Consider the following 22530-nt stretch of genomic DNA (forward strand, 5'->3'; position numbering starts at 1 on the left):
ACGCCCCAACTGCCCTGACATCCCCACGCCGGACAGTTCCTGATCGTCTTCGCCACGCCTACTAGCGGCGGGTTTGCCCGTATGAAACCGGGAATACAAGCCCCGATGACAGTGTCGTCATATGGAGAGGGCTATCGAGGCACGACGCCTGTGGACACCGGCTTCAGGATGTCGGCCTGCCGTCGCGCTTCGGAACGACGGCCAGGGCGTCCGCCGCCTCCATCGTGGGATACAGCGTGTCCTCCTCGCGGGCGACCCGATGCGCCAAGGCGCCGATCAACCCCTTGGTTACAGAGGCGAAACGCTCCCGATCCCTCAGAATGCGGGCCTGTGACCACTCTTCGAAATAGTGCGCCCAAACGCCGCTCAGAGCCCCCATGTCCTCAACATAGTGCTGCGCGAGGTCGCGAACCGAATGATCTTGGGACCGCATCAGTACGGGATAAAGTTCGCCGTCCTCGATCGCGAGATGCTCGGTCAGAGCCGTATTCAGCGCACGCATCAGCTCACGGGCGCAGATCGCATCGTCCGACGTTTTCATAATGGCGGCGGTCCCGCCCAGGGCGCTGGCCAGTCGAATGATCCGGCCGTGCTGCGTCTTCAGAATACGGACATCCATGGCGACGCCTCCAAAGCAACACCATGCAACCTCTGGATGAACGGAATCTAAATAGCAGGCTAAGCAAATCCCCTCATTCGCCGCGCGCGATCTCGCGCCGCTTCACCAGTTCACGCACCACCAGCATCAGCGCCAGCCAAGCCAGCGCCACGCCAGCCAGTATGGCCGAGGTCCAGATCCCGTCGCCGCTGACCGCCGTCATGAAGGATCCGCCGAAGAAGGCGACCAGCGCGGTCTTCGGCAATACGCCCAGCGCGCACCCCGCCAGAAAGCCCGGGAACGACGCCCTCGCCGCCCCGAACGCCATGTTGACGACGATGAACGGCGCCGACGGCACGTTGCGGATCATGAAGCTGGCGTAGAAGGCGTTCTTGCCGACGAACCGCGTCAGCCGTCCGACCGTCTTGCCGCCGTGCCGCGCCAGCAGCCGCGCCGTGGGTCCGCGTCCCAGCCAGTAGGTCACGCCCGCCGACACGACCGTCGCGATCCAGCTGTATAGAAAGCCGAACCATGGCCCGAACGCCACGACGCAGGCGGCGATCAGGATGAACTGCGGCGCGCCGAAAAAGGCCGAGACCGTGAACACCACGATGGCGGCGACCAGCCCCCAGGGCCCCTGACGGAACCCGCCCAGCCAGTCTTCCAGCCGCCCCTCGGCCTCCAGCCCCAGTTGGCTCTTGCCCACAGCGAACAGGGCGATCATCGCGCCCAGCAGCAGGGCCGTCGCCAGCACGGCGCGCCAGCGACGCGCCTCCATGTTCGACAGAAAATCGATGATCCAGCGCATCAGAGCCGCCGCTTATCATCCCATCTATGCATTAGCGAGCATCAGCGCATTGTCCCGAGGGGCGACGCCGCGTAAACAACCCCGCCTCCCCGGCAAAAACTTCCAAAACCACGGGATAGTTCATGTCCAGCCTGCAATCTTCCGCCCTCGCCCGCGTCAAGCCCTCGGCCACCATCGCCGTCACCGCGCAGGCCCGGAAGCTTAAAGCCGAAGGCCGCGACGTGATCGGCCTGGGCGCCGGCGAGCCGGACTTCGATACGCCCGAAAACATCAAACAGGCGGCGATCGACGCGATCAACCGCGGCGAGACAAAATACACCGACGCCGACGGCATGCCCGAGCTGAAGGCGGCCATCGTCGCCAAGTTCAAGCGCGAGAACGATCTCGACTATACGGCCGCCAACATTCACGTCGCGCCGGGCGGCAAGCCCGTCATCTTCAACGCCCTGGTCGCCACGCTGAACCCCGGCGACGAAGTCATCGTGCCCGCCCCCTACTGGGTCAGCTATCCCGATATGGTGCTGCTGGCCGGCGGCGAGCCCGTGACGGTGGTTGGCGAGGAGAAGGACGGCTTCAAGTTGCTGCCCGCTGTGCTGGAAGCCGCGATCACGCCCCGCACCAAGTGGCTGATCCTGAACAGCCCGTCCAACCCCACCGGCGCCGCCTACACCCGCGCCGAGCTTGAAGCCTTGGCCGAGGTCCTGCGTCGCCATCCCCACGTGTGGGTGCTGACCGACGACATGTACGAGCACCTCGTCTATGGCGACTTCGAATACACCACCATCGCCCAGGTGGCGCCGGACCTGATCGACCGCACCCTGACGGTCAACGGCGTGTCCAAGGCCTATGCCATGACCGGCTGGCGCATCGGCTACGCCGGCGGCCCCAAGCCGCTGATCGATTTGATGCGCAAGGTGGCCAGCCAGACCACGTCCAACCCGTCCAGCATCAGCCAGTGGGCGGCTGTCGAGGCGCTGAACGGCCCGCAGGACTTCATCCCTGAGCGCAAGGCCGCTTTCGAAAAGCGCCGTGACCTCGTTGTCTCGATGCTCAACCAGGCGGCTGGCATCACATGCGCCACGCCCGAGGGCGCCTTCTACGTCTATCCGTCCATCGCCGGACTGATCGGCAAGACGACCGAGACGGGTATCGCCATCGACGGCGATTCCACCTTCGCTGCGGAACTGCTGAACGCCGAGGGCGTCGCCGTCGTCCAGGGCGAGGCTTTCGGCCTGAGCCCCTATTTCCGCATCAGCTACGCCACCTCGGACGCCGTGCTGGAAGAAGCCTGCACCCGCATCCAGCGCTTTACGGCCTCGCTGCGCTGAGAACCGATACGTGGGCCCGAAAAAACATAATTCGGGCCCGCACTTCCTAAGCCCCCTCGGCAGGACAAGGATAGGGCCGTATTTCTGGTGGACATGCCTGGTCCACCTCGTCGTGTTCCCAGCCGGATTTTTTTATCTCATTCTGACTTCGCTGGGTAATCGAAAATACGAAGGCCCCTTACTTGGAATACCGGGCGTTCCCGAAATCCTTCTAATCGGCGGCTTCTGCATTTGGCTTCTGATCGCCCTGACCACGCGACGATTGCGGGATGCTGGGTTCTGGCCTTGGCTAGCTCTCGCGGTCTTGATTCCGGGGATAGGCCAGTTGCTGATTATTGCGCTCTGGTTTTCCCCGACCAAGGAACTGCGGTCTGCTTGGCGCGGCATCGATTGAGGCCGCAGCCGCCCCGCTCTATTTGACCGGCTGCGTATAGACGACCCGGCAATCGCCATCGATGGTCGTGTAGCGGTTGTTCGACGCGTCGACGAACGAGATCCGGCCGCCGTCGTCATATTCGACCTTGCCGGTCGAGCGTCCCTTGAAGTTCTCCACTCCATAGGTCCAGCAGGTGATGTCCGCCGGCTTGTCGCCCCAGGTGGCGTCGTTGCGCGCTCGTTTGCTGTCGGTGCAGGCGGACAGTCCGCCGGTCAGGGCACCGGTCAGGGCAAGGGCGGCGGCGGTGTCGACGAGCGCTTTCATAGGCTCAGCCTTGCACGGACGCCGTCCAAGGAAAAGGGCCGCCCCGGCGATGCCGGGACGGCCCAACTTTCGACGATGGCGCTCGACCTATGGCCGGCTGGCCATGCCCAGCTTCACAGGCTTGGCGTCGTCAGCCAGGGTGCCGCGCTTGACGCCCCACAGAAGGATGATCGGCGCGCCGACATAGATCGACGAATAGGTGCCGATGATGATGCCGAACATCAGAGCGATGGAGAAGCCGAACAGGGCCTCGCCGCCGAAGATGGCCAGAGCCGCCAGCACCATGACGGCGGTCACGCCGGTGATGATGGTCCGCGACAGGGTCTCGTTCAGCGACAGGTCGATCACGTCGCGCAGCGGCATGGTCTTGTACTTGCGCAGGTTCTCGCGAAGACGGTCGAACACGACGACGGTGTCGTTCATCGAATATCCGATGACGGTCAGGACGGCGGCGACCATGTTCAGGCTGAACTCCAGCTTGAACAGCACGATCAGCCCGAACGTCAGGATCACGTCGTGCAGCAGACCGACCACGGCGCCGAACCCGAACTGCGGTTCGAACCGGAACCAGATGTAGAGGAACATCAGGCCGATCGCGACGCCCAGAGCCAATAGGCCCGAGGTGAACAGTTCGCCCGACACCTTGGAGCCGACGACGCTGACGCCCGAATAGTTGACCTGACCGACTGCGCCGCTGATAGCGCCCTCGACCTGGTTGACGACCTGGGTCTGATCGCGGCCTTCCGGCACCTGGAAGCGAAGAATGGCGGTCGAGCCGTCATCGACATTGGTGTCGCGGCGCGCGATGCCCTGAACCTGGACGTCGCCTAGGTTCAGGCCATTCACGGCCTCGCGGACCCGATCCAGCTCGATCGTCTGACCCGCCGGCTTGGACACTTCCATCGAGGCGCCGCCCCGGAAGTCGATGCCCATGTTCAGGCCGGGATAGAAGCAAGACACGATCGCCGCGACGCACAGGATCACCGACAGAACGCCGGCGAACCGCGCATATTTGACGAAGTGGAAGTTCGTCTTCTGCGGCAGCAGTTTGATGAGGGGCCATCCACGCATCGCCATCACTCCGCGATCGGCAGTTTTTTGGGCTTGGCCGTCTTGAGCCAGTAGCCGAGCAGGACCTGGGCGACCAGGACCGACGAGAAGACCGAGGTGAACACACCGATGGTCAGGGTCCAGGCGAACCCGCGAACAGGGCCTTCGCCGAACACGAACATGATGCCCGCCGCGACCAGGGTGGTCAGGTTGGCGTCGATGATGGTGCCCATGGCCTTGTTGAAGCCGGCGTCCATAGAGGCGATGACGCTGCGGCCCGCCCGGGCCTCGTCACGCATACGCTCATAGATCAGCACGTTGGCGTCCACCGCGACCGCGAAGGTCAGGATCAGACCGGCGATGCCTGGCAAGGTCAGCGTCGCCTGGGTCAACGACATGGCCGCCACGATCAGCACGCCGTTCAGCACCAGGCCGACCACCGAAACGCCGCCGAACAGCAGGCCATAGGCCAGGATCATGAACAGCACGATGATGGCGAAGCCGACGGCGGTCGACAGGGCGCCGGCGGCGACCGCGTCCGCGCCCAGTTCGGCCGTCACGGTGCGGCGCTCCTCGACGTTCAGCGGCGCCGGCAGGGCGCCCCCGTTCAGCAGGTTCACCAGCGTCGCCGCTTCTTGGATCGAGAAGTTGCCTGTGATCTGACCCGAGCCCGAGGTGATCGCGCTCTGGATCGTCGGGGCCGAAATGACCTTGCCGTCCAGGATGATGGCGAAGGGCTTCTGCAGATTGGCGGCGGTGGCCTCGCCGAAGCGCCGCGCGCCGGCGCCGTCGAAGCGGAAGTCGATGGCCGGGCGGCCGCTCTGGTCCGAACCGACGCCGGCGCGGGTCAGGTTCTCACCCGACACCAGCACGCGCTTCTTGACCAGATAGGGCGTGCCGTCCTCGCCTTGCAGCAGTTCGGAATCGGGCGGCACACGGCCGGCCAGGGCGTCCTGAACCGAATTCTCGACATCGACCATCTGGAAGGTCAGCTGCGCCGTCTGGCCGATGACTTCTTCCAGCTTGCTCGGATCGCTCTCGCCCGGCGCCTGGACCACGATCCGATCGGCGCCCTGGCGGGTGATGGAGGGTTCGCGCGTACCCAGGCTGTCGATCCGGCGGCGCACCACCTCGATCGACTGGTCCACGGCCGTCGCGCCCATGCCGTTCAGCGCGGCGTCGGTATAGGCGAAGCGGATGCGGTTGTCGCCCAGGCGCGTGGCGGTGCGTTCGGCCTGGCCGCCCGGTCCGACCTGACCGCCCAGCTGTTGCAGCGCCTTGAACGCGGCATCGCCCTGGGCCGGATTGGCCAGGGTGACGACCACGCCGCCGGCTTCACGCTGGAAGCCGTTGGTGGCGACGCCCGCACCGTTCAGCGTGACCCGAACGTCTTCGATCAGGTTGGTGACGCGCTTTTCGCGCATCGCCGGCACATCGACTTCCAGCAGTAGATACGAACCGCCCTGAAGGTCCAGCCCCAGGTTCAGCTTGTTCTTGGGCATGAAGCCGGGCAGCGCCTCGCGTTGCTGATCCGACAACAGGTTCGGGAACGCCAGCAGACAGCCGAGAACGGCCGCGACGACGACGAGAATGACTTTCCAGCGCGACAGCTGAATCATGAGGGCGGTCCAGGTATCGGCGGATACGCGAGCGTATCAGGCCTTGGAATCGTTGGCGGCGATGGCGGTGCGGTTGCGCACCTCGGCGATCATGGCCTTGACCACGCGCACATTGACGCTGGGCGCGATCTCGACGTTGACCTCGGCCTCTTCGACGCGGGTGACCTTGCCGATCATGCCGCTGCCCAGGACGACGGTGTCGCCACGCTTGACGGCGGCGATGGCGGTCGCGTGCTCCTTAGCGCGCTTCTGCTGCGGACGGATCAGCAGGAAGTAGAACAGGATGAAAATACCGATGATGGGCGCAAACCCGATCAACTGCGCCGTCAAGCCGCCTTCAGCGCCCATGGGTCGTCTCCGAACATAGAAGGGTAGCCCTCGTCGGAGCCCCCATTAAAACGAGGCGCGGAACCTAGGGCCGCGCCTCGCAGATTGCAACGCGGCGAAAGCGCTACCTGGGCAACACTGTCAAAGGATCGACGGCGACCGGATCGTCGCCGCGCATCTGACGGGTCTCGAAGTGGATCGAGGGGCGTCCGTCGCCGGCCGTCAGACCCACGGTGCCGATCTGCTGGCCGGCGCGAACGTCGTCCCCGTCCTTGACCGTCGCCGAACCCAGATGGCCATAGACGGTGCGCCAACCGTTGGCGTGCACGATCAGCACCGTCAGCCCCTGCCCCACCAGATCGCTGCCGACATAGGCCACGCGCCCGGCCGCAGAGGCGCTGACCGTCGCGCCGGCCGAGGCGCCGATGTTGATGCCGTTGTTGCGCTCGCCCATGCCGACCGGGCCGAACCGCCGCACGATGTCGCCGCGCACGGGCCACAGCAGGTTCGGCTGACCGGCAGCGGCGCCGGCGGCGTTAGTCTGTTCGACAGGCCGCGTCTGGACCGGAAGCGCCGCATTGCCCGAGGGCGGCGGCGGGGGCGGCGGCACGGCGCCGTTGTTGGGCACCAGCACGCCGACGGGCGAGGCGCCGGTCGCGTAAGGATCGCGGCCGGTATCCACCGCCGCTTCAGGCAGTATGATTCGCTGGCCGGTCGTGATCGCCCCGCGCGGCCCCAGTCCGTTCAGATCGATCAGCGTCTGAACCGGCGTCTGGAAGCGGCGTCCCACGCCCGAGATCGTGTCGCCCGGTTGGATCACATAGGCCGCGCCCGGACGCACCGGGGCCGAGGACGACGGATAGGACGGCGGCGTATAGGCGGGCGGCTGCGACGCCGGCGGCTGATAGGTCGGTTGGCTCGGACCGACATTGACCGTCGGCGGCAAGGCCCCGCCGTCGACCTGACCGATCGGCGCCGTCGCGGGCGGCGGCGATTCATAGGGGGCGGGACGATAGGGCTGGTTCGAATTCTGGCCGGCGTTCGGATAGGTCGGCTGCTGCGGATAGGCGCCCTGCCCCGGACCATAGGCTGGCGCCGGGTTCGCATGCGTCGAATAGCGCGGCTCCGAAGGATAGCTGATGCAGGCCGCCGTGCTCAACGCCGCCCCCGCGACCAGAACCGCTCTCATCCAGCCCGAAATCATCGCCACCGGCTGCTCCCATTCGTGGTTAAACTCGCCCGCCCGGTGTGCCCGCTCGCGCCCCATAAGCCAACCCCGCAAACCGCACGGAATTGGGGCGCGAAGGTTAACGGCTCAAACAGCGAGCAACCCGGTCGCGAGCGATAGCCAGCAAAAAGGAGCCTATCCCTCCTTTGCCGTCCCCTCGACCAGGGGCACGAAACGCACTTCCGTCAGACTTTCGCGGTGGAACGACCCGTCGCCTTGCCCGACGTAGCGATGCAGCATCTGCACCGACGTGCGTCCCACAGGCGCGACCAGCACCCCGTTCGGCTTCAGTTGTTTCAGCAGTTCGGTTGGCTCGGTCGGCGACGCGGCCGTGACCATGATCCGGTCGAACGGCGCCTGTTCGGCCCAGCCCAGGCCGCCGTCGCCGTGCTTGGTGATGACGTTCTCGATCTTCAGCACCCGCAGTCGCGCTTCGGCCTCGACCAGCAGACTGCGATACCGCTCCACCGAATAGACATAGCGCGCCAGCCGGCTCAGCACCGCGCACTGATACCCGCTGCCGGTGCCAATCTCCAACACCCGGTGACGCGCCTGCACCTCCAGCGCCTGGGACATCAGTCCGACGATATAGGGCTGGCTGATCGTCTGGGCGCAGTCGATCGGCAGGGCCTGATCCTCCCACGCCTGATCCAGGAACTTCTCGTGCACGAAGACCGCGCGGTCGATGCTCTCCATCGCCTTCAGCACGCGCGGATCCGTGACCCCCTGCTGCCGCAGCGACAGGATCAGCCGCCCGGCCCGGTCGTCGTGCAGATTCATGCGGCGGTCGCCACGCTCTTCGGCGGCGCCCCGCCCAGCACCTTTTTCAGGTCATTCACGCTGGTCATGTGCGTCAGGTCGATATGCAACGGCGTGACCGAGATTCGCCCCTCCTCGATGGCCCGCAGGTCCGTGCCCTCGGCATGCTCCTGCTTTTCACCCCGGAAGCTCATCCAGTAATAGTCCCGTCCGCGCAGGTCCGTGCGCCGCACCGCGTGCATCTCGCCGACATTGCGGAAGCCCTGGGTCGTCACCTCGACCTGATCGACCGCTTCGGGCGGCCGGTTGGGGAAGTTCAGGTTCATCACCACGCCATTCGCCCATTTCTGGTCCAGCAGGCGACTGATGATCGCAGGCGCGAAGGCCTCAGCCGTCTCCCAGTGCGCAACCACCTCGTCGTGAAACCGCTCCAGGCTCTGGCTCAGGGCGATGGAGCGGATGCCGAACGCCATCCCCTGCAAGGCACCCGCCACCGTGCCGGAATAGCTGACGTCTTCGCCGATATTGTGCCCGCGATTGACGCCCGACAGCACCAGATCGGGCTTCTCCGGCATCAGGTCATTGACCGCCAGCACGACACAGTCGGTCGGCGTGCCCGTCACCGCGAACCGCTTCTCGCCCAGGTTCAGCACCCGCAGCGGCTCGGTCAGGGTGATCCCCCGCCCCTTGCCCGACTGTTCGACGGCGGGCGCGCACACCCACACGTCGTCGCTCAGCGTGCGCGCGATCCGCTCGAGGCATTCCAGACCTTCGGCCTCGATGCCGTCGTCGTTGGTCAGAAGAATACGCATCAGCCGCCCACGACCTGCAGACCGCCCATATAGGGCTGCAACACCGCCGGCACGGCGATCCGCCCGTCGTCCTGCTGATAGTTTTCCATGATCGCCACCAGCGTCCGGCCGACCGCCAGCCCCGAGCCGTTCAGCGTATGGACGAACTCGGTCTTCTTCTCGCCGGCGCGCTTGAACCGCGCGTCCATGCGCCGCGCCTGGAAGTCTCCGCAGTTCGAACAGCTGCTGATCTCGCGATAGGTTCCCTGGCTGGGCAGCCAGACCTCCAGGTCGAAGGTCTTCTGGGCCGAAAAGCCCATGTCGCCCTTGCACAGCAGCATCCGCCGGAACGGCAGCTCCAGCGCCTTCAGCACGGCCTCGGCGCACTGCGTCATCCGTTCATGCTCGGCGTCGCTGTCCTCCGGCCGTGCGATGGACACCATCTCGACCTTACTGAACTGGTGCTGGCGGATCAGCCCGCGCGTATCACGTCCCGCCGACCCCGCCTCGGCCCTGAAGCACGGCGTCAACGCCGTCATCCGCATCGGCGTGGCGAGGTCGTCCTCAGACAGGATGGTCTCGCGCGCGAGATTGGTCAGGGAGACTTCGGCGGTGGGGATGAGCCAGCGTAACCGCTCTGTTGGCGTCACCTCGTCGCTTTGTATGGTGACTGTGTCGTTTTCCCAGTTCGGAGATACTTTGGTGGTGGGCTTGATATATGCACCATCCACCAAGGCTGACCTTTCAGAGCTCGCGCTCCACCCCACCAAACTGCTTGCAAAAAACAAGTCGTTTTCAAACTTCGGCAACTGTCCAGTCCCGAACATCGCCTCGTCCCGCACCAGATAGGGCGGGTTCACTTCCAGATAGCCGTGCTGGTCCGTCTGCATATCCAGCATGAACTGGCCCACGGCCCGTTCCAGCCGCGCCAGCTGGCCCTTCAGCACCGCGAACCGGGCGCCCGACATCTTCGCCGCCGCCTCGAAGTCCAGCATCCCCAGGGCCTCGCCCAGGTCGGCGTGGTCCTTGGCCGGACCGGTGCGACGCGGCTCGCCCCAGGTCGAGACCTCGACATTACCCGCCTCGTCCTCGCCGTCCGGCACATCCTCGGCCGCCAGGTTCTTCTGCGCCGCCAGCAGGTCGCGCAGTTCCTTGCCGACGCGCGCCTCGACCTCGGCCGCCGCCGCGATATCGCCCTTCAGCGCCTCGACCTCGGCCTTGAGGCGATCCGCCTCTGCCATGTCCTTGCGCCCCATGGCGGCGCCGATCAGCTTGGAGGCCGCATTGCGCTTGGCCAGGGCGTCCTGACCCGTCGTCTGGGCGTGACGCAGTTCGCCGTCCAGCCGCAGGATGTCCGCCACCAGCCCGTCGGCCTCATCCACTCCGCGCGACGACCAGCCCGCCACGTAAACCTGGGGGTTCTCGCGAATGGCTCTGATGTCGTGCATGGTCTGAAACTTCGGCTGGGCGGGAGAAGCCGAACGCTCTACCCGCCCACGCAGAATCGGGCAACGCGAGAAGCTCGCACCATCGTCTCCTCCCCACTTGTGGGGAGGGGGACCGCGAAGCGGTGGAGGGGTTCTAGACGCCGCTTAAGCGCCGGGATGCGCTGAAGAGCCCGTGCATCTCTCCGCTGCGCTCCGAGCCACCTCCCCATGATATGGGGAGGAGACGATGCTCAGCCATCGCAATGCCGCTGGTCCACTCGCAGCGATTTCAACCGCTTGCCGATTTATGTGCGCCTTTTCCCGTCCACGGGGTCAAACAGCGCCATAATGCACCCGTCTCGTCGCATGGAGGGCTCGTAAGGCCTGCGACCTTGCGGCGGCGAGAGCGGAGGGAACGGGGGCGATGGTGAAACTCTATCGCGCCGACAGCGACTCATGGAGCGCCGTCGGAGGGTCGAGGGGGATACTCGGCCGCACTCGGGACGGTCCTCGCAGGGACCGCCGACCCGTCGCAGGCTTATGGGGTTAGGCGATAAGACCGCCACCGCTCGGCGCCCCGAGCTTGCAGGCCAACCAACCGCGCGGAGCGTCATACCCTTCGTCGAAACGGTAACTCAAACCACAGAACTCCGGGCGAAGGCCCGGCGCTCCGCCCAGCCCTCCACCAACTTCGCTGCGATTGCGCGAAGGCGCCGTCGCACGTCCAAACATCCCAATTCACCCGCTTGAGAATCGCGCCTACAAACGGATCATGGCTACGCTTCGCCCCGACACGCTGGCGACCTCGCTCGCGCGCATCTTCGAAGGTCGCATGGTCGACCGGGCCAGCTGGTTCGCGCTGACCGGCGGCGAGCCGCTGTTCACCGAGGGCGATCCGGCCGACACCCTGTATCTGGTTCGCTCCGGCCGACTGGGCGTGTTTCGGATGGAGGCGGATCAGCCGCCGCACATGCTGGGCGTGGTCAAGGCGGGGGAGCCGGTGGGCGAGATGGCCATGCTGGCCGGCACGCCGCACACCGCCACCGTCGTCGCCCTGCGGGACAGCGAGATCCTGGCCCTGCCGCGCGAAGCCTTCTTCGAGGCCGCCCGCACCGAACCGGACCTGATGGTCGAGCTGTCGCGGCTGATGATCCACCGCGCCCGCGAACGCACCGCCGGCGCATCCGAGCCCAGCGTCTTCGGCTTCGTCTCGGCCCGTCCCCGGCCCATCCGCGCCTTCGTCGAACGCATCGCCGCCGCCATCCAGGCCATGGGCTTCACCTGTCAGGTCATCGACCAGTCGGCCCTGGCCTCGGCGTCCGAATGGTTCAGCCGGGTGGAGGGCGACCACGACTATGTCCTCTATGTCGCCGAACAGGATCAGCCCGCCTGGGCCAGCCTGTGCGCGCGTCAGGTGGACCGGATGTTCATCGTCGGCAGCGGCCTTCTGGCGCCGCCGTCCGCCGTGCCGCGCCGTCAGGGCTTCGGCGACGGCCGCCGCCTGACCGACCTGATCCTGCTGCGCGATCCGCGCATGCATCACCCGGCCAACACGCGCGTGTGGCTGGATGCGCTACAGCCTGACCGCTGGTTCCACTGCGTCGAGGGACTGGCCAAGGACGCCGAGCGGATCGCCCGCGTCGTCACCGGCACGGCGGTCGGACTGGTCCTGTCCGGCGGCGGCGCGCGGGCCTATTGCCACATCGGCGCGATCCGGGCGCTGGAAGAGGGCAAGGTCCCCATCGACTTCGCGGGCGGCGCCTCCATGGGCGCGGTCGTCGCCGCCGGCCCGGCCCTGGGCTGGTCCTTCGAACGGCTGGATTTCGAGATCCGGCGCGCCTTCGTCGAGTCCGATCCGCTGTCGGACCTCGCGGTGCCGATCATCGCCATGTCCCGCGCCCGCAAGGTCGCCCGTCTGCTGGAACAGGCTTACGGCGACATCGACCTGGCGGACCTGGCCCTGCCCTTCTTCGCCGTCTCCTCGAACCTGACCTCGGGCCGGATCGAGGCGCATCGCACGGGCCTGATGCGGCGGGCCATGCGCGCCTCCATCGCCATTCCCGGCGTCCTGCCGCCGGTCGTCATGGACGGTCAGGTGCTGGTGGACGGCGCCGTGCTGAAGAACTTCCCCACCAGCGTCATGCGCCAGCTGAACAGCGGCCCCATCATCGGCGTCGACATGTCCCAGACGCGCGGCGTCGATCCCCAGGCGCTGGAGAATCCGCCGTCCTGGTGGAAATGGGTCCTGTCCGGAGCCTGGAAGGCCGGCCCGCCCATCGTCTCGATCCTGATGCGCTCGGCCACCATCACCACCGACGTCGAGATGACGCAGTCGCGCGCCGACGCCGACGTCCTGATCCTGCCCCAGGTCGCCGGCAGCGATATTCGCGACTGGAAGACCTACGACGGCCCCGTCGCCATCGGCTACGAGGCGACAAAGGCGGCGCTCGCCGACCTTGCCTGCCCCGTCACCCAGATGCGCCACTGCCCCAGCGCGCCCCCGGCGCCCTCACCTGCCCCTTAGAGGGGTGCGCAGGCCCGCTTCAGCCAATCCAGCGCCTCGCCATCCATCAACGGCCCGACCTTGGCCAGCGTTTCGGCGTGATAGGCGTCGACATAGGCTCGCTCGTCCGGCGTCAGCATCTCGACCGCGATCAGCTTGCGGTCGATCGGTGCGAACGTCAGCTGTTCGAACCCGTGCATCGGCCGCTCGCCGCCCTCGGGAACCTCAGCGGGCGTCACGACCTGCAGGGTCTCGATACGGATGCCCCAGTGGCTTTCACGGTAATAGCCGGGCTCGTTGGACAGGATCATCCCTTCCAGCAGCGGCTGGGACGTGCCCCATTTCGCGATCCGCTGCGGCCCCTCGTGGACCCCCAGATAGCTGCCGACGCCGTGGCCGGTTCCGTGATCGTAATCCAGCCCCGCCGCCCACATCGGCGCCCTTGCAATGGCGTCCAGCGCCATGCCGCTGGTCCCCACCGGGAAACGGATCGTCGCCATGGCGATATGCGCCTTCAGCACCAGGGTGAACTTGTGGCGCTGATCTTCGCTCGGCTCCCCCACCGCCATGGTGCGGGTCACATCGGTCGTGCCGTCCAGATATTGGCCGCCGCCGTCCACCAGCAGCAGCGAGCCCTTCTCGACCTTGCGAATGCTGGCGCCCACCGGCTTGTAATGCGGCAAGGCCCCGTTCGGCCCGGCGCCGGCGATGGTGTCGAAACTCAAGTCCTTCAGCGCCCCGGTCTCCTCGCGGAATCGCTCCAGCGCCTCGACCACCTCGCGCTCGTCGGGCAGGGTCTCCTGCACCACCGTATCGACCCAGTGCAGGAACCGGCTCAGCGCCGCCCCGTCGCGAATGTGCGCCTGACGGCTGCCCTCGATCTCCACCGCATTCTTGGCTGCGCGGGGGATGGCGCAGGGATCCATCGCCCGCACCACCGTCGCGCCCGCCGCGTCCAGCCGGTCGAAATACCAGGCCGAGGACAGCGATGGATCGATCATGACCTTCTGGCCCGACAACCCGTCCAGCGCAGCCGGCAGCTGCTCGGTCGCCTCAATGCGGACATCGTCGCCCAGCCAGCCCGGCAGCGCATTCGTGACCTTGGCCGGGTCCAGGAACAGCCGCGCCTGTCCGTCCGCCGCCAGAATGGCCTGACCGATCGGCAGAGGCGAACGGATCACGTCCCCGCCGCGCACATTGAACAGCCAGGCGATCGACATCGGCGCCGTCAGCACCACCGCGTCTGCGCCGGCGTCCGCCACGGCCTTGCCGATTCGCGCCCGCTTGGACGCATGACTCTCGCCGGAATGGACGTCCTCATGCGGCACGACCGGCGCCGTCGGCTGGGCCGGACGATCGGCGCCCCAGGCCAGATCCAACGGATTGGCGTCGACGGCGCGCAACTCAGCCCCCGCCTTCTGCGCCGCAGTCTTCAGGGCGACCAGGGCATCCGGGCTGTGCAGACGTGGATCGTATCCGATCACCGCCCCCTTCGCCGCCGTCTCCAGATAGGCCGCCACGTCGTTGAGGTCGCGCCGCTCGAACAGGGCCGGATCGGTCTGGGCCTTCACCTGAACGGTGTAACGACCGTCGGTGAACATGCTGGCCCGATCTTGGAACACTACCGCCGCCCCGGCCGAGCCGGTGAAACCGGTCGCCCAGGCCAGCCGCTCATTGGCGTCCGGCAGATATTCGTTCTGATGCTCGTCCTCATGCGGGATCAGAAACCCGTCCAGCCCCTGCTTCGCCATTTCGGCGCGCAGCAGCGGCAGGTGTTTGGCCCCGAAGGACGGGTCGGTCGTCTCGTCGAAAGTCTGGCGCATGATCGATCCTCAGCCCTTGCGCAGTTGCAGGGCGCTCCAGGCGTCGTGATGGATGGTCTGTTCGACCGTGAAGCCCAGCGGCAGATAGGCCTCCAGCACCCGCTCCTCCTGCGTGCGCAGCAGGCCCGACAGGATCGCGACCCCGCCGCTCTTCAGCGCCGCCCCGATCTCGGGCGCCAGATGCACCAGCGGCGCGGCCAGAATGTTGGCGAACACCAGGTCATAGGGCTGGTGCTGCGCGATGCGCGGATCGCTGAGACCATCGGCGAAATAGAAGTCGCACTTGGCCTCGTTGATCTCGGCGTTCTCATTGGCGATCCGGGCCGAGGGCTCGTCGATGTCGGTGCCGACCGCGATGGGCGTGCCGGTCTTGGCCGCCGCGATCGCCAGCACGCCCGTGCCGCAACCCACGTCAAGCACCTTCTCGAAGCTTTCGGTCTCCAGCAGCTTGTCGAACGCCTCTAGGCAGCCGACCGTCGTGCCATGGTGGCCCGTGCCGAAGGCGGCGCCGGCGTCGATCTTCAGCGTGACGCGGCCGTCGGGCACCTTGCCCTGATCGTGCGCGCCATAGACGAAGAACCGTCCGGCCTCGACGGGCGGCAGGCCCGACAGCGACATAGCCAGCCAGTCGGCGTCCGCCAGCTTCTCGACCAGCACCCTCACCGGATAGCCCGCCAGCACCGCCTTCAGCCCCTCGACCTCGTCATCGGTCGTGGGAAAAGCGTCGATGCGCCAGACGTCGTTGTCCTCGTCCTCTTCCAGGATCGAATAGGTCGCGCCTTCCAGTCGCGGATCGGCGTCGACGGCCTCTGCGGCGGCCTCTGCGGCGGCGCGAGGGCCACGGGCGATTATCTGAAGTGCGGACTCGGACATTTTTCAAACACCGGTAATATGGCGAATCGTAGCGATCCGGTGCTGAACGCCCGTCGCCACCGCGTTTTTATCAAACCGAGGGGTCGGGGAATACATGGCCAAGTCACCGTCTACGTCTAAACCAGCGTCGCCAAAGCCGGCGACCGCCGCTTCCAAGCCTAAAGCCGCGCCGAAGTCGAGCGCTGTGAAGACCGCCGCCGAGAAAACCGCAGCGCCCAAGGCCGCTGCCAAGCCGGCAACCGCTGCGCCGAAGGCCGCCGCCGCGAAGGCTGTCGCGCCCAAGGCTGCGGCGCCCAAAACCGCGGCCCCCAAGGCCGCCGCCAAGCCCGTCGCCGCCAAGGCCGCAGCCAAGCCGAAAACCACCCCTGCCGCCAAGGCTGCTCCGAAAGCAGCGCCCAAGGCTGCTGCACCCAAACCCGCCGCCGCCAAGGCGGCAGTGAAGGCCGCTGCTCCGAAAGCGGCTGCGCCTAAGACGACTGCGGCGAAGCCCGCAGCGACCAAACCTGCGGCGCCCAAAGCCGCCGCTTCGAAACCCGCCGCCGCCCCGAAGGCTGCGCCTGTCGCCAAGCCGGCCGCAGCGGCGCCCAAGCCTGCGGACCCCGTCACCGCGCCCAAGCCTGCCGCCACCCCTGCACCCGCTGCGGCGTCCGCGCCTACGCCGGCTCCGGCTCCCAAGCCGGTCGAAGCCCCCAAGCCGGCGCCGGTGCCGGCTCCCGCCGCCAAGCCCGAGGAAAAGGGCTTCTTCGCCAAGTTGGGCGACATGATCTTCGGCAAGCGCTGATCGCACTTTTTCTCTGATCCAGCAGATCGCCGGACGGCACGCCCGTCCGGCGATTTTCGTTGTGATCGTCTCAGTGAAAGTCGCGCGATCCAGGCAGGATACGGACATCGCGCGGATGTCGACCGGTCGGGCTGCGCGGCGCTTGCGGGTATTTCACCGCATCCGCCCGCGACAGTTCGACCTGTAGATCATAGTCTTCAGATAGCCGGCGCAACTCGGCCGAGCGGTCCACGACTTTTCGCACCATGATGTGCAGCACACCCTCGGCGCTTTTCTCAACCGTGCCCTCCACCTCCATCAGTCGCGCGGCCATCACCTCGCGCCGGAAGGTCTCGAACAGTCGTGCCCAGATCAGCGCATTCACCACCCCTGTTTCATCCTCCATCGTCAAGAAAATGGCGTTGCCCGTGCCCGGTCTTTGTCGAACCAGCACGACCCCTGCCGCACGCACCAGACGACCATGCTTTTGGGCCATGACTTCGGCGGCGCTGAGTACGCGCTCGGCGCGGAACATCGGACGCAAGATCTGCATTGGATGCCCCTTCAGCGACAAACGCGTCGTCTGATAGTCGGTGGCGATATGCTCCTTGAGCGGCATCATCGGCAGGTTCGCCGCCGCCTCTTCTCCCAGTTCTCTCGCCCGCGCCGCCTGAAACAACGGCAGCGGCTCATCGTCGGGCAATCGCCTGACCGCCCACAGCCCCTCGCGTCGATCCAGTCCCATCGACCGAAACGCGTCCGCATCCGCCAGCTTACGCATCGCTGCGGATTCTACACCTGTCCGTCGCGCCATCTCCTCCACGTCCATGAAGGGCGTATCGCGCGCCGCGACGATCCGGTTCGCCCAGGCCTGATTGAACCCGTCGATCTGGCGCATCCCCAAGCGCAGAGCCAAACCGCGATCGCCCTGCTCAAGCGTATTGTCCCAGACGCTGTGATTTACATCGATCGGCCGCACCTCGACTTTCTGCGGACTCTCCTGTACATCCCTCACCAATTGCGCCGGCGCATAGAATCCCATCGGCTGGCTGTTCAGCAGCGCACAGGCGAACACCGCCGGATGGTGGCATTTGATCCAGGACGAGATGTAGACCAGCCGAGCGAATGAAATAGCGTGGCTCTCGGGAAAGCCGTAGGAGCCGAACCCCTTGATCTGTTCGTAGCACCGCTCGGCGAAGGCCGGATCATAGCCGCGCGCGACCATGCCTTTGACCATGAGTTGCCCGAAATAGTTCAGGTTGCCGTCGCCCCTGAAGGTCCCCATGGCCTTGCGCATGCCATTGGCCTGTTTGTCGTTAAAGCCGGCCGCGACCATGGCGACCTTCATCGCCTGCTCCTGAAAAAGCGGCACGCCCAACGTCTGCTTCAGCACGTCTTTCAACTCATCGGGATGGCCATGTCCTGCGCCAGGCGATGGATAGTCGACGGTTTCCAGCCCTTGTCGTCGTCTCAAATAGGGGTGGACCATATTGCCCTGGATCGGTCCCGGCCGAACGATCGCCACCTGAATGGCAAGGTCATAGAACCACTCCGGCTTCAGCCTTGGCAGCATGTTGATCTGCGCCCGGCTCTCTACCTGAAAGACGCCGATGGACCGCCCCTCCTGCAACATCTTGTAGGTCGGCTCGTCGGCGTCTGGGACCGTGTTTAGCTTTAATTCCTGCCTATTGTGTTCAAGCAGCAGATCGAACGCCTTGCGGATACAGGTCAGCATTCCCAGCGCTAGGACATCGACCTTCATCAAACGCAGCGCGTCGATGTCGTCCTTGTCCCATTCGATAAAGGTCCGATCCGGCATGGCCGCATTGCCAATGGGAACCAGTTCATCCAGTCGATCCTGGGTCAGGACAAAGCCGCCGACGTGCTGAGACAGATGCCGAGGAAACTCCAGCAGCCGCCTGGTCATGGCGATAGCGCGCGTTAAGGTCGGATTGCCGATCTCAAGCCCGGCCTGCTCCACATGACGATCCGGGATATCCGATCCGAAACTGCCCCACTGGCTTCCCGCCAGCCGCGCCGTGACGTCTTCGGTCAACCCCAGCACTTTTCCGACCTCGCGAATGGCGCTGCGCGGGCGATAGCGGATCACAGTTGCGGCTATACCGGCGCGGTGGCGGCCATATCTCGAATAGATGTGCTGGATGACCTCCTCACGCCGTTCATGTTCGAAATCAACATCGATGTCGGGCGGTTCATTGCGGTCCGACGACAGGAAGCGTTCGAACAACACATTGTGCACACTGGGATCGACCGAGGTGATCCCAAGAACGTAACAGACGGCCGAGTTCGCCGCCGAACCTCGTCCCTGACACAGGATGCGCTGGTCATCCGCAAATCTGACGATGTCGTGGATTGTCAGGAAATAATGGGCCAGCCTTTCCTTTGAGATGAAGGTCAGCTCCTTTTTCAGAAGGTCTCGCACCTTGACCGGCACGCCATCTGGATATTTCAGGGTTTCATAGGTCGCCACCAACGAAACCAGACGATCCTGCGCGGTCATGCCGGGCGGTACAGGCTCTTCCGGATAGTTGTAGGTGAGTTGGCCAAGATCGAACCCCACCCGCGCCAGGAAGTCCTGCGTCTCGGCTATCGCCTCGGGCGCGTCGGCGAACAAGCGGCTCATTTCCGCGGGCGGTTTCAGGTGGCGTTCTGCGTTCTGATCCAGACGGCGACCTGCCGCCTCCAGGGTCACGCCCTCACGGATACAGCTCACGACATCCTGCAAGTCTCGCTGTTCCACGTCGTGATAGAGGACATCATTGACCGCCAGCAGGGGCGTGCCGGTCTCTGCGCCAAGCGCCTTCAACCTCGCCAGTCTTCGGCGGTCGTCGCCCATTCGGTGCATTGCGACGCCCAGCCACACAGCACCTGGAGCGGCCTCGTTCACCTGACGGAGCAAGGATTCCAATCCCTGCGTCCGACGCGGCGGCATGACGATCAGCAGCAAGCCTTCAGGCGCTCGCAACAGATCGCCTAGACCCAGCTCGCACTGCCCTTTCTTTGCCCGGCGGTTGCCAAGCGTCAGCAGGCGACACAAACGACCCCAGCCCTGCCGATCTTCGGGATAGGCCAGGATGTCCGGCGTCCCGTCGTTGAATCGCAGCCGCGCACCCAGGATCAGCTTGAAGGCCTCGGCCCGCGCCTTGATTGTTTCCGGGTCGAGATCGACCGGGAACTTGTCCTCCACGAGTATCGTCTCGCCGGGACCGCCACCCTGACGCACCTTGTCCGGCGGCGACCAACCGTCTTGGCGCAGGGTCTTCAACGCACTCCATGCCCGCACCACCCCGGCCAAGGTATTGCGGTCAGCCAGCCCCATGCCTGTATGTCCCCGCAGGATCGCGCTCAGCACCAGATGCTTCGGATGCGACGCCCCTTCCAGGAAGGAGAAGTTGCTGCGCGTCGCCAACTCGGCATAGGCGGTCATGCGAAAACGCCATGCAGGAACCAGCGTGGCGCCGGCTCCTCGCCGTAAAAACCCGAACGGAACAACCAGAAGCGCCGCCCCTCCTGGTCCTCGACCCGATAGTAATCCCGCGTGGCCTCCAGCGGCCCCCGCAATCTACGCCACCATTCGGGCGCTATCCGTTCGGGTCCCTCGACCCGGACGAGACGATGATCCACTCGACGCCAGATGAAACGGTTCGGCGGATGGTCGGGCACCTCCGCCGTGGCGAGGATCGGTTGGGGCGGGTCGAACATCTGCAAGGGACGCAGCGGCGGGTCTACAGGATCAGGCTCGGGCCAATTGACCTGTTCGCCGGATGGCAGGGCCGCAGGAGTCAGTCGAACCGCGCGCTCGGGCCAGTGAGACTCCACAAGTTCGAACCGTCTGACAGCCTCGGGCCCCAGGCGCGCCGTCAAGCGATCCACAATACGTCCCAGATCCTCGGCGCCCGGCGGGGTGCGCTCGAAACCGCCCTGACGCGAAGCCAGTCGATCGGTGACAGGCGCCGACAGGCGCAGCTGATCAAACCCGAACCCTGGATCCAGCGGCTTGGCCAGCGCCGCCAATCTTTCCCGAAACAGACGCAGAACACCGGAAGCGTCCCGGCTCGGTCGCCCCGTTCGGACGGTGATATGGCGCACCTCCCCATCGATACGAAAGAAGCTGACCCGAAAGGCGCGCCCGCCCTGACCGCGCAAATCCAACTGATCCATCACCTCGAGGAGCAGATCGCCGATGACGGCTTCGACATCGATCATTTCCGTGATCGGTTCGACCAGGATCCGGCTCACGGCGATCATCATGACCGGCCGTTGGGGTCTTATCCGCGTATCCTCACGCCCCAGGACGCGGTTCAGCCGGGTCGCCGCCACTGCGCCAAAGCGGGCGGCGATGGGGGCCGTGGGTCGATCGTCCAGATGCGCCATGGTCTTCAGCCCGGCGCGCGTCAGGGCCTGCGTTTCCTTCTCCGAAAGCTCCAAGGCCGCGACTGGAAGACGACGCAGAGCCTGACGCTGGTTCGCACCCTCGTAAATCCCACCGCTTCCAAACCGCCCCAACGCACGCGCCGCTTCCGGCGTGCCGGCCATGGCCAGCCGCACCGCCAGACCGACGCGACGCGCTCGCGCCTCGACGGCCTGCATCAATCCCATCTCGCCTCCGAACAAGTGGGCGCAACCGGTCACATCAAGCGCCAGGCCATCCAGACCGTCTGTCGCCGCCATCGGCGTGAACCGGCCGAAGTCCAGCAGAACGCGCTTCAACAAAGCCGCATCCGCTTCGGGACGATGCACGACCACTCGAACATCCGGCGCCCTGGCCCGCGCGTCCGCCAGCGTCATTCCCGGAGATAGTCCCATCTCCAACGCCTGCCGATTTGCGGCTGCCAGCCTCAGCGCGCCCTTCACCTTCTCGACCAGCACGGTCGCCGGCTCAGCCGAAGCGTCGGATCGCCCCTCCTCGCGCCGCAGCCGATCTGTCGACAACAGAGGAAACCAGACCGACAGGTAGCGCCGGTCGTTGCGCGTGTTGATGTCCGGCATTGCGCCCACTCTGTTCGAAAACTCCGCGCTCACGATCCCATTCCATGGTCCAGGCCTTCGGCGGCGCGCCCGACCGATGCCGCAACAACTCGATCCCATAGTTCGGACGGCCGGGAGCATCCGCCTCCAAGGCTTGGGACAAGGCTGCGCGAACGCGCCAGCGGGTCTCGGCTGCGGTGGGCTGGGGTTGAGCCGCCAGTCGGGTCAGGATCGCCGTCGCCCGCCCCTGCCCCGCCGCCATGGACAGACGTCGCGTCGCCGTCAGGCCTAGGACCCGGCTTTCGCCCCAGGTCGTAAGCAGCACCGCACCCGCTGCGCCGCATGATAGAGCCTCCTCACCCGCCGCCAGCAGGTCCTTGGCTTCCTTGACGCTCACCAAGATCACTCGTCCGGGATCCAAACCCAGTTCGCGCAATCCGGGTCCGTAAATCTGACCGGTCTCCAGCCCGGCCATGGCCTGGATGCCCCACACCAATGGTCGATCCTTCGAGGCCCGCTGAAAAAGACCCAACGCAAAGCCCAAAGCGGCCGTCGCATCCGGCGTCGTCGCCGCATAGATTTCGTGCAGGCCATGGCTCGAAAGCCCGCCGATGTGCCGGTCCGCTTGTGCGTGACCCAAGTCAAAGCGGTCGGCGTCGGTCGGATGACCGTCCGTTTCCATCGCCTTCAGGCGCTGACGCAATGCCTCGATACCGCGGTCGGACTGCACAACAGTTCTCCTTTTGTTCTCTTATATGCCGCTCGCCCCACCCTCGGAGTCAAGCGCAAGCAACCTTGGCCATGGGAATTTATTCCGGCGCACTCTAGCGGCCGAATATCGAGAATACTTGACTTTGACGCAGGGACTTCTATATCGCCCCCAGCCTCGGGACAGGTCTGCGATCCGCGCCGCCCGCTCGCCCAAAGAGGGGCGGTTCCGTCGCTGC

19 protein-coding genes are annotated in these 22530 nt (G+C 65.7%); 4 read left to right on the forward strand and 15 right to left on the reverse strand.

Annotation, left to right across the window (positions count from 1 at the left end; genetic code table 11):
- Positions 1–163: 163 nt before the first annotated feature.
- Both GGC30_RS01350 and GGC30_RS01355 read right to left on the reverse strand, forming a co-directional pair.
- Positions 164–619: a hemerythrin domain-containing protein gene (locus GGC30_RS01350; RefSeq protein WP_153922123.1), complete on the reverse strand. Its 456-nt coding sequence runs from the start codon at positions 617–619 to the stop codon at positions 164–166.
- Between the two features lie 73 nt (positions 620–692).
- Complete coding sequence (locus tag GGC30_RS01355) at positions 693–1406, reverse strand: TVP38/TMEM64 family protein (protein WP_153922126.1); 714 nt, start codon at positions 1404–1406, stop codon at positions 693–695.
- Positions 1407–1528: 122 nt separating this feature from the next.
- Between GGC30_RS01355 and GGC30_RS01360 the strand changes: the two genes are divergently transcribed.
- The gene (locus GGC30_RS01360) at positions 1529–2734 is read left to right on the forward strand and encodes a pyridoxal phosphate-dependent aminotransferase (RefSeq protein WP_153922129.1); all 1206 of its coding nucleotides are present in this window, start codon (positions 1529–1531) and stop codon (positions 2732–2734) included.
- A 10-nt stretch (positions 2735–2744) separates the two neighbouring features.
- Positions 2745–3128: a DUF805 domain-containing protein gene (locus GGC30_RS16725; protein WP_153922132.1), complete on the forward strand. Its 384-nt coding sequence runs from the start codon at positions 2745–2747 to the stop codon at positions 3126–3128.
- An 18-nt stretch (positions 3129–3146) separates the two neighbouring features.
- Here GGC30_RS16725 and GGC30_RS01370 read toward each other — a convergent pair whose 3' ends face one another.
- The 8 genes from GGC30_RS01370 to serS form a co-directional block, all read right to left on the reverse strand.
- The gene (locus tag GGC30_RS01370) at positions 3147–3434 is read right to left on the reverse strand and encodes a hypothetical protein (RefSeq protein ID WP_153922135.1); all 288 of its coding nucleotides are present in this window, start codon (positions 3432–3434) and stop codon (positions 3147–3149) included.
- Positions 3435–3521: 87 nt separating this feature from the next.
- A complete protein-coding gene (gene secF / locus GGC30_RS01375) occupies positions 3522–4511 on the reverse strand; it encodes a protein translocase subunit SecF (protein ID WP_153922138.1) in 990 nt (329 codons plus the stop codon).
- On the reverse strand, positions 4511–6103 hold the full coding sequence (gene secD, locus GGC30_RS01380) for a protein translocase subunit SecD (RefSeq protein WP_055804957.1): 1593 nt from the start codon (positions 6101–6103) through the stop codon (positions 4511–4513). The genes secF and secD overlap by 1 nt, the downstream gene beginning before the upstream one ends.
- Before the next feature lie 36 nt (positions 6104–6139).
- On the reverse strand, positions 6140–6451 hold the full coding sequence (gene yajC / locus GGC30_RS01385; protein WP_017504795.1) for a preprotein translocase subunit YajC: 312 nt from the start codon (positions 6449–6451) through the stop codon (positions 6140–6142).
- A gap of 103 nt (positions 6452–6554) precedes the next feature.
- A complete protein-coding gene (locus GGC30_RS01390; RefSeq protein ID WP_153922321.1) occupies positions 6555–7634 on the reverse strand; it encodes a peptidoglycan DD-metalloendopeptidase family protein in 1080 nt (359 codons plus the stop codon).
- A 159-nt stretch (positions 7635–7793) separates the two neighbouring features.
- A complete protein-coding gene (locus GGC30_RS01395; RefSeq protein ID WP_153922141.1) occupies positions 7794–8438 on the reverse strand; it encodes a protein-L-isoaspartate(D-aspartate) O-methyltransferase in 645 nt (214 codons plus the stop codon).
- Complete coding sequence (surE, locus tag GGC30_RS01400) at positions 8435–9229, reverse strand: 5'/3'-nucleotidase SurE (protein ID WP_066624621.1); 795 nt, start codon at positions 9227–9229, stop codon at positions 8435–8437. The genes GGC30_RS01395 and surE overlap by 4 nt, the downstream gene beginning before the upstream one ends.
- Positions 9229–10656, reverse strand: coding sequence for a serine--tRNA ligase (serS, locus tag GGC30_RS01405; protein WP_153922144.1), 1428 nt, complete (start codon positions 10654–10656; stop codon positions 9229–9231). The genes surE and serS overlap by 1 nt, the downstream gene beginning before the upstream one ends.
- Before the next feature lie 751 nt (positions 10657–11407).
- Between serS and GGC30_RS01410 the strand changes: the two genes are divergently transcribed.
- A complete protein-coding gene (locus GGC30_RS01410; protein ID WP_153922147.1) occupies positions 11408–13159 on the forward strand; it encodes a patatin-like phospholipase family protein in 1752 nt (583 codons plus the stop codon).
- On the opposite strand, the gene GGC30_RS01415 is transcribed toward GGC30_RS01410, so the two are convergent.
- Entirely contained in the window at positions 13156–14961 is a 1806-nt protein-coding gene (locus GGC30_RS01415) for an aminopeptidase P family protein (protein WP_153922150.1), read from the reverse strand. The two genes, GGC30_RS01410 and GGC30_RS01415, sit on opposite strands and share 4 nt — an antisense overlap.
- A gap of 9 nt (positions 14962–14970) precedes the next feature.
- Complete coding sequence (locus GGC30_RS01420) at positions 14971–15834, reverse strand: 50S ribosomal protein L11 methyltransferase (protein WP_153922153.1); 864 nt, start codon at positions 15832–15834, stop codon at positions 14971–14973.
- A gap of 184 nt (positions 15835–16018) precedes the next feature.
- On the opposite strand from GGC30_RS01420, the gene GGC30_RS01425 reads away from it, so the two are divergent.
- Positions 16019–16615, forward strand: coding sequence for a hypothetical protein (locus GGC30_RS01425; protein WP_153922156.1), 597 nt, complete (start codon positions 16019–16021; stop codon positions 16613–16615).
- Positions 16616–16685: 70 nt separating this feature from the next.
- On the opposite strand, the gene GGC30_RS01430 is transcribed toward GGC30_RS01425, so the two are convergent.
- From GGC30_RS01430 to GGC30_RS01440, 3 genes are read right to left on the reverse strand one after another with little or no spacing between them, the layout of a single operon-like run.
- Complete coding sequence (locus GGC30_RS01430; RefSeq protein WP_153922158.1) at positions 16686–20042, reverse strand: error-prone DNA polymerase; 3357 nt, start codon at positions 20040–20042, stop codon at positions 16686–16688.
- A complete protein-coding gene (locus GGC30_RS01435) occupies positions 20039–21604 on the reverse strand; it encodes a DNA polymerase Y family protein (RefSeq protein WP_153922161.1) in 1566 nt (521 codons plus the stop codon). The genes GGC30_RS01430 and GGC30_RS01435 overlap by 4 nt, the downstream gene beginning before the upstream one ends.
- Positions 21495–22313, reverse strand: a complete 819-nt coding sequence (locus tag GGC30_RS01440) for an ImuA family protein (RefSeq protein WP_153922163.1) — start codon at positions 22311–22313, stop codon at positions 21495–21497. Before GGC30_RS01440 ends, GGC30_RS01435 begins: the two co-directional genes overlap by 110 nt.
- Positions 22314–22530: the final 217 nt, after the last annotated feature.

This window comes from Brevundimonas sp. SPF441, from assembly GCF_009661015.1.
Classification (GTDB): Bacteria; Pseudomonadota; Alphaproteobacteria; order Caulobacterales; family Caulobacteraceae; genus Brevundimonas; species Brevundimonas vesicularis.

Bases quoted from the DNA above. Each gene is read 5' to 3' on its own strand.
- GGC30_RS01350 (WP_153922123.1), bottom strand. From the start codon at position 619: ATGGATGTCCGTATTCTGAAGACGCAGCACGGCCGGATCATTCGACTG.
- GGC30_RS01355 (WP_153922126.1), bottom strand. From the start codon at position 1,406: ATGCGCTGGATCATCGATTTTCTGTCGAACATGGAGGCGCGTCGCTGG.
- GGC30_RS01360 (WP_153922129.1), top strand. From the start codon at position 1,529: ATGTCCAGCCTGCAATCTTCCGCCCTCGCCCGCGTCAAGCCCTCGGCC.
- GGC30_RS01370 (WP_153922135.1), bottom strand. From the start codon at position 3,434: ATGAAAGCGCTCGTCGACACCGCCGCCGCCCTTGCCCTGACCGGTGCC.
- secF (WP_153922138.1), bottom strand. From the start codon at position 4,511: ATGGCGATGCGTGGATGGCCCCTCATCAAACTGCTGCCGCAGAAGACG.
- secD (WP_055804957.1), bottom strand. From the start codon at position 6,103: ATGATTCAGCTGTCGCGCTGGAAAGTCATTCTCGTCGTCGTCGCGGCC.
- yajC (WP_017504795.1), bottom strand. From the start codon at position 6,451: ATGGGCGCTGAAGGCGGCTTGACGGCGCAGTTGATCGGGTTTGCGCCC.
- GGC30_RS01390 (WP_153922321.1), bottom strand. From the start codon at position 7,634: ATGATTTCGGGCTGGATGAGAGCGGTTCTGGTCGCGGGGGCGGCGTTG.
- GGC30_RS01395 (WP_153922141.1), bottom strand. From the start codon at position 8,438: ATGAATCTGCACGACGACCGGGCCGGGCGGCTGATCCTGTCGCTGCGG.
- surE (WP_066624621.1), bottom strand. From the start codon at position 9,229: ATGCGTATTCTTCTGACCAACGACGACGGCATCGAGGCCGAAGGTCTG.
- serS (WP_153922144.1), bottom strand. From the start codon at position 10,656: ATGCACGACATCAGAGCCATTCGCGAGAACCCCCAGGTTTACGTGGCG.
- GGC30_RS01410 (WP_153922147.1), top strand. From the start codon at position 11,408: ATGGCTACGCTTCGCCCCGACACGCTGGCGACCTCGCTCGCGCGCATC.
- GGC30_RS01415 (WP_153922150.1), bottom strand. From the start codon at position 14,961: ATGCGCCAGACTTTCGACGAGACGACCGACCCGTCCTTCGGGGCCAAA.
- GGC30_RS01420 (WP_153922153.1), bottom strand. From the start codon at position 15,834: ATGTCCGAGTCCGCACTTCAGATAATCGCCCGTGGCCCTCGCGCCGCC.
- GGC30_RS01430 (WP_153922158.1), bottom strand. From the start codon at position 20,042: ATGACCGCCTATGCCGAGTTGGCGACGCGCAGCAACTTCTCCTTCCTG.
- GGC30_RS01435 (WP_153922161.1), bottom strand. From the start codon at position 21,604: ATGCCGGACATCAACACGCGCAACGACCGGCGCTACCTGTCGGTCTGG.